Origin of the sequence: Phycobacter azelaicus (assembly GCF_014884385.1) — a bacterium.
Lineage (GTDB): Bacteria > Pseudomonadota > Alphaproteobacteria > Rhodobacterales > Rhodobacteraceae > Phycobacter > Phycobacter azelaicus.
On sequence record NZ_WKFH01000003.1, the window covers coordinates 1322471 to 1335184 of the forward strand.

The window sequence follows — 12714 nt, forward strand, 5'->3', positions numbered from 1 at the left end:
CAGCACCTGTGAAATTGATAGATGCGGGAGCCTGACCTGATGAGCCTCGATTACAGCACCTTGGCAAAGACTATCGCCGCCCTGACCGAAGGGGAGGACGACGAAGTCGCCCTGATGGCCACCGTGGCCTGCGAGGTGCATCACAGCGATGACCGGTTTGACTGGACTGGTTTCTACCGCGCGGTGGCGCCCGAGCTGCTGAAGATCGGCCCCTATCAGGGCGGGCACGGCTGCCTTCAGATCCCGTTTTCGCGCGGGGTCTGCGGCGCGGCGGCGCGCAGCGGCGAAGTGCAGCTGGTGCCGGATGTGGAGGCTTTTCCAGGCCATATCGCCTGCGCCTCTTCCACCCAGTCGGAACTGGTTCTGCCGGTCTGGAACAAAGCCGGGGATCTGATCGGCGTCTTTGATATCGATAGCGACCAGCCGGATGCCTTTACGCAAGAGGATGCCGACCAACTGGCTGCGATCCTGAAACAGGTCTTCGCCGTTTGACGGGCTTTTGTGATATTCGTGAAAAAATGCTTTGAAATTTCACTGACTCGGGGCATCGTGAAAAAGAACTGCATTTTTTCACGTCCCGGAGCCTCCTCTTGTCCGACCTGTCCCCGCCCTCTGCCACCCTTGGCGCCGACATCCGTGCCCTGCGCAAGGCGCGCGGGCTGACCCTGACGGACATCGCGGAACGGCTTGACCGCTCTGTGGGCTGGCTCAGTCAGGTGGAGCGGGACCTGTCTGATCCGTCAATCTCGGACCTGCGCCAGATTGCGCAGTGTCTGGGCGTGCCCATGTCGATGCTGTTTGCCCATTCGAACGCTCCGGCCGAGGAACAGGGCTATGTGGTGCGTGCAGGTGCGCGCCGTCCCATGGGGTCGGGCGAGGAAGGTCTGATCGAAGAGCTGCTCTCGCCGGACCTCACCGATGATTTTGAAATGGTGCATTCCACCTTTGCGCCCCGCTCACGCATGCAGACCCCCGCGGACCGGCCCACGCAGGAGGTGGGCTACATGATCTCGGGCAAGCTGGATCTGGTGATCGGCGGGCGCGCCTTCACCGTCGGCCCCGGCGACAGCTTCCGCATTCGCCATGAACCCTATCAATGGGCCAACCCTTATGACGTGGCCGCCGTGGCGGTCTGGGTCATCGCCCCGCCGGTGTACTAGGGGGACGTGCGATGAGTTTCGAAGCCTGGAGTGTTTTTGCCCTGTTCTGGGTGGTTTTTGTCACCACACCGGGGCCAAACGCGGTGAACTGCATCTCGAACGGCATGACCCTCGGCCTGCCCAAGGCGATGCTCGGGGTGCTTGCGATCCTGACGCAGGCCAGTGCATTTCTGGTTCTGTCGGCTCTTGGAGTGACGGCACTGATCGCGGCCTCGCCCACGGCGTTTTTCGTGGCCAAGGTGATCGGCGCGGGCTTTCTCATCTTCCTTGGCATTCGCGGCTGGCTCAACGCAACGCGCCCCACGCCCGCGGTCGAACGGCCCGCGCGCCACGTCTACCTGCACGCGCTGGCGGTCGCCACCATCAACCCCAAAAGCGTCGCCGGATATCTTGCCGCGTTTTCCCAGTTCGTGCAGCCCGGCGTGCCGATCTGGGATCAGATGGCGGTCATCATGCCCACGGCGCTGGTTCTGACGACGCTCAGCTACACTGGGTTCACGCTATTGGGCGTTCTGATGGGCAAGGCGGCGCTCAAGGCGGTCTTCAATGTCTGGATCCGCCGGGTGCTGGCTCTGTGCTTCATTACATATGGGATTCTGCTGGGGGCCAGCAGCACACCAAACCTGGAGGTGCCGCAATGACACAGCCACCAGTCCCAACACCTCATTCAGCAAAAGGGAGCGGATATGTCTGATTTTCCATCAAAGGCCCGCGTGGTCATCATTGGCGGCGGTGTCGTCGGCTGTTCCTCCCTCTATCATCTGGCCAAGAAGGGCTGGAGCGATTGCGTGCTCTTGGAAAAGAACGAGTTGACGGCGGGCTCGACCTGGCACGCGGCAGGCAATGTGCCGACTTTCTCGACCTCCTGGTCGATCATGAACATGCAGCGCTATTCGACCGAGCTTTATGCGCGGCTGGGCGATGAGGTTGACTACCCGATGAATTATCATCAGACGGGGTCGATCCGGTTGGCGCACACGAAAGAACGGATGCAGGAGTTCGAGCGGGCCGCAGCCATGGGTCGCTATCAGGGCATGGGGATGGAGATCCTGACCCCGCAACAGGCCAAGGATCGCTATCCCTTCCTTGAAACCCACGATCTGGCGGGCGCTCTTTATGATCCCAACGACGGCGATATCGACCCCGCGCAGGTGACGCAGGCGCTGGCCAAGGGCGCGCGTGACATGGGCGCCAAAATCCTGCGCTTCTGCCCCGCGACTGGCGTCACGCAAACGGATGACGGCTGGATCGTGCACACCGACAAGGGCGACATCGCCTGCGACTATGTGGTCAACGCCGCCGGATATTACGCGCAGCGCGTCGGTGAATGGTTCAAACCCTATGGCGGGCGCACGGTGCCGATGATGGTGATGAGCCACCAATATCTTCTGTCCGAGGAAATCCCCGAGATCGAAGCCCACAGCAAAAAGACCGGGAAGAAGCTACCGCTGTTGCGGGATGTGGATGTCTCCTACTACCTGCGGCAGGAAAAGCATGGCTTCAACCTGGGCCCCTATGAACCCAACTGCCGCGCCCATTGGGAGACCGACGCCGATCCCATGCCCGAGGATTTTTCCTTCCAGCTGTGGAACGACGATTTGGACCGGATCGAAGACATCGTCACCGACGCAATGGAGCGTGTGCCTGCACTGGCGACAGCGGGCGTTTCCCGCGTGATCAACGGTCCGATCCCCTATGCTCCCGATGGGCTGCCCTTGCTAGGGCCGATGCCTGGCGTGAAGAACGCTTTCGAAGCTTGTGTTTTCACCTTCGGCATCGCCCAAGGCGGCGGCGCGGGCAAGGTGCTGGCGGAATGGATCGTCGATGGGCAGACCGAATGGGACATGTGGTCCTGCGATCCGCGCCGCTACACCGATTACACCGATCACGACTACTGTGTCGCCAAGGGCATGGAGGTCTACGGCCACGAATATGCCATGCACTTCCCGCGCCACGAATGGCCTGCGGGGCGAGACAAGAAGCTGTCGCCGGTCCATGATAAGGTCATCGCGCTGGGCGGGCAGATGGGCGCCTACAACGGCTGGGAGCGCGCCAACTGGTTCGCCAAACCCGGCGATGACACGTCGGAGGAAGCCACTCGCACCTGGGGGCGCGCTGGCCCCTGGGAGGCCCGCATCCGCGAAGAATGCGAGGCGGTGCGCGATCACTGCGGCGTGCTGGACCTGCCCGGTTTTTCCCGCTTCGAGGTCAAGGGACCCGGTGCGCGTGAATGGCTGCTCGGCAAGATCACCGGCGCCCTGCCGGGACCGGGGCGCATGGGGCTGGCCTATTTCACTGATCCCCGTGGCCGTATCCTGACCGAGATGAGCGTCATGTGGCACGGGGAAGATCACTACATGCTGATCACCGCCGCCACGGCCCAGTGGCATGACTACTATGTGCTGGCACATGACCTGCCCGAAGGGATCACGCTGCGCGACCGCACCACGGATTTCTCGACCCTGATCGTTACTGGCCCCGCCGCGCGCGATATATTCACTGCCATTAAAACCAAAGCCGATCTTTCGCTACCTTGGCTTTCGGTGCAGACCGCGCGCATTTCCGGGATCGACTGCGGATTGGCGCGTGTCTCTTTCGCCGGGGAACTGGGCTGGGAAATCCACGCTGCCCCCGATGACATTCCGGCGCTTTATGACGCGGTGCTGGATGCGGGCGCCAAACCCTTTGGCATGTACGCGCTGAATTCCCTGCGGATCGAGAAAGGCTACCGCGCCTGGAAAGGGGATCTCTCCACCGACTATTCGGCAATCGAAGGCGGGCTCGATCGGTTCATTAGGTTGGACAAACCGCAGCACTTCCCGGGCAAGGCGGAGCTCGCGGCAGAGGCAAAGGCCGGACCGGCAAAACGCTTTGTCACCCTGATCGTCGAGGCGGCAGAGGCGGACGCCCCTTACATGTCCTGCATCTGGAAGGATGGGGAGATTGTCGGAGAGACCACCTCGGGCGATTGGGGATACCGCGTCGACGCTTCCATCGCTCTGGGCATGGTGCGGGCCGATCTCGCCGTCGCCGACACCGAGCTGGAGGTCGAAATCTACGGGCAGATGTGCCCTGCCATGGTGCAAAAGGATGAGCCGCTCTGGGATCCGGAAAACGCCCGCTTGCGCGCATGATGCTCCGGGGTTAGGCCGCAGTCAGGTAAAGCAAGAGGCATGAAATGTCGGATATTACATTGCTGGATGGCTCCATTGGTCAGGAGCTGGTGAAGCGGGCCAAGGGGCAGCCGACGCCCATGTGGTCGACCTCGGTGATGCTGGATCAGCCCGAAGCCGTTGAGGCTGTGCACAAGGCCTATTTCGATGCGGGAGCGACCATTGCCACGGCAAATACCTATGCGGTGCACCGGGACCGCCTGCCCATGGGTGGGCTTGAGGATCGATTTGAAGATCTGATCGACATGGCCTTGCAGGGCGCTGGGGCCGCGCGCGATGCCAATGGCGGGGGAAGGGTGGCCGGGGCGATGGGGCCGCTTGGTGCCACCTACCGCACCGACAAGACGCCCCCGGCAGAGCAAGCCGCGCCGCTTTTTGCCGAATTGGTTGATCTGATGCGCGACCGGGTGGATCTCTTCATTCTGGAAACCGTCGCCTCGATTGATCAGGCGCGGGGCGGATTGATGGGCTGCCAGAAAGCAGACCGCCCGGTGTGGCTGTCGGTGACGGTCGATGACGAGGACGGAACTCGCCTGCGCTCCGGTCAGCCGGTGGCGGATCTGGCGCCTGTGGTGGCGGAATTTGCCCCCGATGCGGTGCTGATCAACTGCTCCCGCCCCGAGGCGATCCCGGCGGGCCTTGAGATCCTCAAAACCTTTGGTCGCCCCTTTGGCGCCTATGCGAACGGTTTCACCAAGATCTCCGAAGGGTTCCTGAAGGACGCCCCGACAGTAGACGCCCTGGAAGAGCGCAAGGATCTGGGGCCCAAAGCCTATGCGGATCTGGTCATGGGCTGGATTAATCAGGGTGCCACAATCGTTGGTGGTTGCTGCGAGGTTGGTCCCGATCACATTACCGAGCTGGCGCGCCGCCTGACGGCAGAAGGGCATCGGATTATCTAACCGATTGGAAAAGGGGCGCGATGACGCGGGAAACCGGCACTCAGGAAAAAGGGTCGTGGCAGATCGATATTCTGGTCTGCGAGGGCTTCGTTTTGACCGAAATGGCAGCGGTGACGGATACGCTGCGGATTGCCAACCGGGTCATGGCACGCCGCCAATTTGAATGGACCGTACGCTCGGCCATTGGCGGGCCTATCGGCTGCCGTTCCGGCCTTGATGTGGAAACCAAGCCCTTTGTCACGCGGCCTGATGCGGATTTCGCCTTTGTGCTGGGAAATACCGATCCCAGCCATCCTGGTCTGTCACTGAACCGTGTGATCCAGAGTTATACCAGCCGTGGGACCAAGGTTTATCTGCTCGCCGAAGCTGCGGCCCGTCACATCCGCAATCAAAGGGGACAGGTCGGCCCCCATACAACCCATTGGGAAAATTCGGATCTGTTGCGCGAGCAGCTTGGTCTAGACCCGGGCAGCCAGACCCTGGCCCATGAGGACGGGCTGGTCGTAACCTGCGCCGGGATGGGCGCCACCACCGATATCGTTCTGGCGCTGGTTGGGCGGCTCACTTCGGCGGCAGTGCAGGTGACAGTGGCGAATATCCTCTTGCATGATCACATCCGCGATTTTGCCTCGCTGCAGCCCTTTGCAGGGCATGCGCCGACCACATCGGGGGATCGCGATCTGGATCACTGTATTCTCCTGATGCAGGCCCACATCGAAGAGCCCTTGCCGATCAGCGCAATCGTGGCTGAGCTGGGTCTCTCCAACCGGTCTCTGGAACGCAAGTTCAAGACCTTTTTTGGCACGACACCAAATGGCTTTTACCGCGAGATGCGACTCGCCAAGGCCAATAATCTGCTTCTGAACACGACCCTCAGCGTGCGCGAAATTGGTCTCGCCTGTGGATTTCCCAATGGGTTTTCCTCGCTCTATAAATCCGTCTTCGGGATCACGCCCTTTGCCCTACGCAAACAGCGCCGGGCCCGGTCTTCTGTCGGCTAGCGTTTCATCATAGGTCAGGCAAAGACCGGGCTAGAGCTGACGTTTTTGGTGCATTTCCTGCCGTCTATCTGTGCCATCATGGGATGAAGATAATGCCTTTGGAGTGCACAAGATGAGCGATCTTCCAACATCGGCCCGCGTGGTCATCATTGGCGGCGGCGTGGTGGGCTGTTCGGTGGCATACCACCTGACAAAGCTGGGATGGAAAGACGTTGTGCTGCTGGAGCGCAAGCAGCTCACCTCCGGCACCACATGGCATGCGGCGGGGCTGATCGGTCAGTTGCGCGCTTCCTCAAACATGACGAAACTCGCACGCTACTCTGCCGATCTTTATCTGGGCCTGGAAGAAGAAACCGGAGTTGCCACCGGCATGCGGCAGGTCGGTTCCGTATCGGTCGCACTGACGGATGAGAGGCTTGAGGAACTCTATCGCAATGCCGCCATGGCGCGCGCCTTTGGCGTGCCGGTAGAGGAGCTGTCGCCAGCCGAGGTTAAAGAGCGCTACGGCCATATCAACCTGAATGGTGTCACCGGCGGTGTCTGGCTTCCCACCGACGGTCAGGCGGATCCGGCCAATATTGCGCTGGCCCTGGCCAAGGGCGCGCGCCAACGCGGCGCCCTGGTCAAAGAGCGGATCAAGGTCACAGGCCTCACGCGGGAGGGACGTCGGATCACCGGGGTTGATTGGGCTTCCGATTCAGGCTCTAACATGGGGCGTATTGCCTGTGACATGGTGGTGAACTGCGCTGGCATGTGGGGGCATGAGGTGGGCCGGATGGCGGGCGTCAACGTGCCGCTCCATGCCTGTGAACACTTCTATATCGTCTCTGAACCGATCCAGGGCCTCACCCAGATGCCGGTGTTACGGGTGCCCGATGAATGCGCCTACTACAAAGAGGACGCGGGCAAGATCATGCTGGGGGCATTTGAGCCCACCGCCAAACCCTGGGGCATGGAGGGCATTCCCGACAGTTTCGAATTCGACCAGCTGCCCGAGGATTTTGACCATTTCGAACCCATCCTGGAGGCCGCCTGCACCCGTATGCCGATGCTGGCCGAGGCGGGGATCCATACCTTCTTCAATGGCCCTGAAAGCTTCACACCCGACGATGCCTACCACCTGGGACTTGCGCCCGAGATGGACAATGTCTGGGTCGCGGCGGGGTTCAATTCGATCGGGATCCAGTCTGCAGGCGGCGCGGGAATGGCGCTGGCACAATGGATGGAAGACGGCGAAAAGCCCTTTGATCTGGGCGATGTGGACATCTCCCGGATGCAGCCGTTTCAGGGCAACAAGCACTACCTCTTCGAACGCTCCAAGGAAACGCTGGGCCTGCTTTATGCCGATCACTTCCCCTATCGCCAAAAGGCGACCGCACGGGGGGTGCGGCGCTCTCCGTTCCATTATCAGCTACAGGAACAGGGCGCGGTCTTTGGCGAACTCGCAGGCTGGGAGCGCGCCAACTGGTTCGCCGACGAAGGCCAGCACCGGGAATACCGCTACAGTTGGAAGCGGCAGAACTGGTTCCAGAATTCGGCTTCCGAACACCATGCAGTGCGCGAAAATGTCGGGATGTATGATATGTCTTCCTTCGGAAAGATCCGTGTGGAAGGGCCCGATGCGGAAAGTTTCCTGAACCATATCTGCGGGGCGAATATGTCCGTCCCTGTGGGCAAGATCGTCTACACTCAGTTCTTGAACAGCCGCGGAGGGATCGAAGCAGATGTGACCATCACGCGCCTGTCAGAGACTGTATTCTTGGTTGTGACGCCCGCAATCACCCGGTTGGCGGATGAAACCCGTATGCGGCGGCTGGTCGGAGAGCGCCGCGTCACCATCACCGATGTGACGGGTGGTGAGGGCGTGTTGGCTGTCATGGGGCCGCGTTCTCGTGAGCTGCTGCAGAAGGTCTCTCCGAATGATTTCAGCAATGCGGTAAATCCCTTTGGCACCGCGCAGGAGATCGAGATCGGCATGGGTCTGGCGCGCGCGCATCGCGTGTCCTACGTGGGGGAGCTGGGTTGGGAGATCTACGTCTCTGCCGACATGGCGGGACATGTGTTCGAAGTGCTGCACGAGGCCGGGCAGGACATGGACCTCAAGCTGTGCGGCATGCATATGATGGACAGTTGCCGGATCGAAAAGGGCTTTCGCCACTTTGGCCATGACATCACTTGCGAGGATCATGTAATCGACGCGGGGCTGGGCTTTGCCGTCGACATGAAAAAGGATGACTTCATCGGCAAGGGGGCGGTTGCTGCCCGCAAGGAAAGTGGCCCCAAGGCGCGGATGCTGCAATTCCGGCTGACCGACGCTGAACCGCTGCTCTATCACAATGAACCGCTGCTGCGGGATGGAGAGATCGTGGGCTATGTCTCTTCAGGCGCCTATGGGCATACCCTGGGCGGTGCCATCGGCATGGGCTATGTCCCTTGCGAAGGCCAAAGCGCGGCCGAGGTGCTGGCCTCCACTTACGAGATTGACGTGATGGGCACCCGCGTAAAAGCAGAGGCATCATTAAAGCCGATGTATGACCCGAAATCAGAGCGCGTGAAGGTATAAACCAGGCTCTATTGCGGGCGAGTTTTGCAAGAGGGCAGGCGTGGTGCGTACTGCGATCACCCCTCGTGTTTTTCTTCATTCCCTTCGCTCGCAAAGCTGCCATAAAGGCGGCAGAGGAGAGCCGAGATGACCAGCCAAAAGCCCGAGAATGTCGACACCCCACAGGGTCTCGCCTTTGCGATTACGGCCTATCTGATGTGGGGGTTTCTGCCTTTGTACCTGAAAGCTGTTTCTCACATTCCGGCGGCGGAGGTAGTGGCGCACCGAGTGATCTGGTCTGTGCCCCTGGCGGGCGCATTGCTGATCTTGTTGCGCCGGACCGATGATCTGCGTGCGGCTCTTCGCAATCCGCGAACCCTGCTTATGGCATGTATTACGGCGGCGCTCATTTCGATCAACTGGGGCATATACGTCTGGTCTATAGCGACAGATCATGCGCTGGATGCAGCGCTTGGATACTACATAAATCCCTTGTTTAGTGTCGCATTAGGGGCGCTCCTCCTGGGAGAACGTCCAACCCGCACGCAGATGGTCGCCATCGCCCTTGCGGCGGCGGCGGTCGTGGTCTTGACGGTCGAGACCGGAAGCCTGCCCTGGGCAGCAATCGGCCTGACTTTTAGTTGGGGGTTTTATGCCTTCTTCAAGAAATGGCTGCCGGTTGGCCCGAACCAGGGATTTCTACTGGAGGTGCTGATCCTGTCGGTACCTGCCCTTGGCTATCTTGCCTATCTAGGGGCCGTGGGGGGAGGGCATTTCACCGTCAGCTGGCAGCAAAGCCTATTGTTGATGGGCTGCGGCGTGGTGACGGCGGTGCCGCTGATCATTTATGCCAATGGGGCAAAGCTGCTGCGGCTGTCGACCATCGGGATCCTGCAGTATATCGCGCCCACGATGATCTTTCTGGTGGCTGTCTTTGTTTTTGGTGAGGAATTCGGCCGCGCCCGGATGATCGCCTTCCCGATGATTTGGGCCGCTTTGGTGATCTATTCAGTGCCGCTCATCCGGCAGATGCGGCGTAAGCCAAAGGTGCAAAACCCGACCTGAATCAGGCTCTAATAAACAGTTTTTCGATCTCATGAGCCAAACGCTCGGCCCAAAACGAATAGGCTTTTGGGTTTGGATGATAGCCGTCCTCGGCGGCAAAGTGCGGATCGCTTGGCAGGTCAAACGGCAGGTGGTGAAACCCGTCGATTTGCGTGGAAAGCCGCGCAAGCCGATGATCAAGCCGCCGAGCTTGTTGTCCGAGTACCCATGCCAGGGGCTGTGGCAAGGCCGGAAAATGCTCCATGTGCGGGACACCAGAGACGAGGATATGGCGCACAGAAAACCGATCCTTGAGGAGACTGGCCAATTGCTGCTGCTGCTGCGCAAATCGTCCCTGTGAGACCGCTCCGGTCACGTCATTCACCCCAAGCGCCAGAATGGCCACATCAAAAGGTCGCGCAGGCAACTGCGAAATGCGGCGCAAGGTGTCTGCGGTACGGTGTCCGGTGGTCGCCTCCAGTTGCCAATGCACTGTATGTCCTTGCGCAAGCCGGTGGGCCAGCTGCCCCGCAAGGGCCTGTGTCTGATCGGAGGCTCCAACCCCGGCTGCAGAACTGTCCCCGGCAATTAACAGACGCAAGAACGGACCCGATCCCAACCGCCCCTGTCTGGGGCCTTCCGGTTCCGGCAGGCGCAGAGCCTTGCGCCGTACGACCATCCCTTGTGCGATCAAAAGGGGCAAAAGCGGCAGGCGCAGGATCTGGTCGGCTGCGATCATCAGGGTCAAAAAACAGGCTCTAACAGGGCGATTTTAGCTGAGTGCCTCGCGGAATTTCAGGAAACGGGCATCGGTCTGAACCCGCGCATTCATCGCATCGCGCAGGGCGCCGACGGATTTATAGGGGCGCATCACAACCTCGAAGGTCTCAATCAGCCCGTCGTCATCCAGGGTGATCAGGTCCACGCCCACGGCGTCGAACTCACCGATCTTGCACTGGAACTCCAGCGCCCAGTCGTTGCCCTCTCCCATAATGCGGCGGTAGCGGAAATCGGAAAACACTTGCCCTACGTGCCCCAGAACGGCGGCCACGGGAGCGCGCCCGGTCCAGGTTTTCCAATAGGTGGGCGGCAGGAATTTCACGTCTTCGGCCAGAAGCTCGGCGATCAGGTGTTCTTCGCCCTTGGCGACGACCTCCTGCATGCGAATGATGGTTGGGTGCATTGTCTCTCTCCCTGTTTGCGCATGATCCTGCCCTTGGGGTGCAGCGCGGAGCAAGAAGGACGTCGCGGGAACTTGCCGCAGTCGCGGCAAGCCAGTAGGCAGTCGCCATGACCGTATCAAGCGAATATGACCCGCCGCAGGAGCCTTTGGAGATCCTGCACCATGATGCGCAGATCCTTGCGGTGAACAAACCGGCGGGGCTTCTCAGCGTGCCGGGCCGGGGGGAGCATCTGTCCGATTGCCTGCTCAGCCGGGTGCAGCTTGCCTTTCCCGAGGCGCTGCTTGTGCATCGGCTGGATCGGGACACCTCGGGCGTCATGGTCTTTGCGCTGACGCCCCATGCGCAGCGGCACCTGTCCATGCAGTTTGAAAAGCGCACCGCTCGGAAGGTCTATGTAGCACGCATTTCGGGGCGGCTTGAACCGCGTTCGGGGACGGTAGATCTGCCGCTGATCGTGGATTGGCCGAACCGCCCGCGCCAGATGGTTTGTCACGAGACCGGTAAGCCTGCCCTGACCGATTGGCGAGTGATCAAGTATGGGGCTGATGAAACGCGCGTACGCCTGACGCCCAAGACCGGGCGCTCACATCAGCTGCGGGTGCATATGTTGTCGCTTGGTCATCCCATCTTGGGCGACCCCCTTTATGCGGAAGGGGCCGCGCGCGACTTCCCTCGCATGATGCTGCATTCCGAGGAACTGCGGATCAAGCATCCCGATAGCGAAGAATCGCTGAAGTTCCGGGCCAAGGCGCCATTCTGATCAGGCGTTGATGCGGAGCCAACTGTCCGGCAGGATGTCGGGGTTGTGCAGCTTGGGATCCCCAAACCACTGTGCGGGACCTGTCACGCGCTTGTCTGGGTTCTGGTTCAGCCATGCCGCCCACCAGGAGAAAGAGCTGTTGGCGATGATGTTGTGCTGGCACAGGGTCATCAGCCGCATATCCTCGTAATCTGTCTCTGGCCCGTTGAAGTCCACGACGACCTTTTCGCAGGGCAGGGGCAGGTTTTGCTTCGCCCAATCGGGATCGTCAGAAAAGACATAGACTGTCGGTGTGCCGGGAAGATCACCCATGATGCGGTTGAGGGCTGCCTCATAGTAGGCCTGATCGCAAAGCACGTGGGCCGCAAGTGCCAGGTAGTCGCCGCGGCGCACATGAAGGGAGATTGCATGGCTGTTTTGGATGCGGTCGGCCATCTCGGCATTTTGGCTGTTAGAGATTTCCGGGAAAGTGAAATCGGCACGGATTCGATCGGCGATATCGGCAAAGTATTTTTCGCTCTGCCAGTAGCCGTGTAGATAGGTGTCATCACCCCAGGTTTCGAAATCCGCGTTGTAGCCCAGCCCCCGTTCACGACGAAACTTTGGCCTGCTGCCAAAGCTGCGCCAAAGGGCATAGCGCAGGGGGGCGTCGGACTTCAGCGGGGGGAGCGCATCGGGTGCTGCCAAGTCAAGATCGAAGACCCGCGTCAGCACTCCTTCACTGCGCTGTATCGCCCCCCTCGTGTCGATGGCGACCGAGGTGCCCAGACGTTCGGCCAGGGCGCGTGCGGCGGCATATTGAAACATCTGATTGCCAAGGCGGCCATGCAGGCGGGCGGTGATCATGGCAGGGGCTGTCCTTGCAAAGTGCTGTGTTTGGCCCTGCATATCGGTGTGACGGACACAATGAAAGGCCGTTGCTGCCAAGGTGCTATTGCTCAGAAACCG

Annotated in this window: 12 protein-coding genes; 9 read left to right on the plus strand and 3 right to left on the minus strand. The window is 60.6% G+C overall.

The features are described 5' to 3' along the window. Positions 1-39 precede the first annotated feature (39 nt). The 8 genes from INS80_RS07330 to rarD all read left to right on the plus strand — a co-directional run bounded on the left by INS80_RS07330 (position 40) and on the right by rarD (position 9843). Positions 40-492: a free L-methionine (R)-S-oxide reductase MsrC gene (locus INS80_RS07330; RefSeq protein ID WP_192965007.1), complete on the plus strand. Its 453-nt coding sequence runs from the start codon at positions 40-42 to the stop codon at positions 490-492. Positions 493-590: 98 nt separating this feature from the next. Continuing rightward, positions 591-1160: a helix-turn-helix domain-containing protein gene (locus INS80_RS07335; protein WP_192965009.1), complete on the plus strand. Its 570-nt coding sequence runs from the start codon at positions 591-593 to the stop codon at positions 1158-1160. Between the two features lie 11 nt (positions 1161-1171). Beyond that, entirely contained in the window at positions 1172-1801 is a 630-nt protein-coding gene (locus tag INS80_RS07340; RefSeq protein ID WP_192965010.1) for a LysE family translocator, read from the plus strand. A gap of 45 nt (positions 1802-1846) precedes the next feature. Further along, positions 1847-4294 carry a GcvT family protein gene (locus INS80_RS07345; protein ID WP_192965011.1) on the plus strand — a complete coding sequence of 816 codons (2448 nt, stop codon included), beginning with the start codon at positions 1847-1849 and terminating at the stop codon, positions 4292-4294. Between the two features lie 44 nt (positions 4295-4338). After that, the gene (locus INS80_RS07350) at positions 4339-5235 is read left to right on the plus strand and encodes a homocysteine S-methyltransferase family protein (protein WP_192965012.1); all 897 of its coding nucleotides are present in this window, start codon (positions 4339-4341) and stop codon (positions 5233-5235) included. A gap of 20 nt (positions 5236-5255) precedes the next feature. Then, positions 5256-6236, plus strand: a complete 981-nt coding sequence (locus tag INS80_RS07355) for a GlxA family transcriptional regulator (protein ID WP_192965013.1) — start codon at positions 5256-5258, stop codon at positions 6234-6236. Positions 6237-6348: 112 nt separating this feature from the next. Continuing rightward, positions 6349-8799 carry a GcvT family protein gene (locus INS80_RS07360; RefSeq protein ID WP_192965014.1) on the plus strand — a complete coding sequence of 817 codons (2451 nt, stop codon included), beginning with the start codon at positions 6349-6351 and terminating at the stop codon, positions 8797-8799. A 126-nt stretch (positions 8800-8925) separates the two neighbouring features. Beyond that, positions 8926-9843, plus strand: a complete 918-nt coding sequence (rarD, locus tag INS80_RS07365) for an EamA family transporter RarD (RefSeq protein WP_192965015.1) — start codon at positions 8926-8928, stop codon at positions 9841-9843. Between the two features lies 1 nt (position 9844). Here the strand turns inward: rarD and INS80_RS07370 are convergent, their stop codons facing one another. Next, the gene (locus INS80_RS07370) at positions 9845-10561 is read right to left on the minus strand and encodes an SGNH/GDSL hydrolase family protein (protein ID WP_192965016.1); all 717 of its coding nucleotides are present in this window, start codon (positions 10559-10561) and stop codon (positions 9845-9847) included. A gap of 33 nt (positions 10562-10594) precedes the next feature. Next, positions 10595-11005 (minus strand): nuclear transport factor 2 family protein, encoded by a 411-nt coding sequence (locus INS80_RS07375; protein WP_192965017.1) that lies wholly within the window; start codon positions 11003-11005, stop codon positions 10595-10597. 107 nt (positions 11006-11112) lie between these two features. On the opposite strand from INS80_RS07375, the gene INS80_RS07380 reads away from it, so the two are divergent. Further along, positions 11113-11766, plus strand: a complete 654-nt coding sequence (locus INS80_RS07380) for an RluA family pseudouridine synthase (protein WP_192965018.1) — start codon at positions 11113-11115, stop codon at positions 11764-11766. Here INS80_RS07380 and INS80_RS07385 read toward each other — a convergent pair whose 3' ends face one another. Then, on the minus strand, positions 11767-12612 hold the full coding sequence (locus tag INS80_RS07385) for an alpha-1,2-fucosyltransferase (protein ID WP_192965019.1): 846 nt from the start codon (positions 12610-12612) through the stop codon (positions 11767-11769). It lies immediately after the preceding gene. Positions 12613-12714 lie beyond the last annotated feature (102 nt).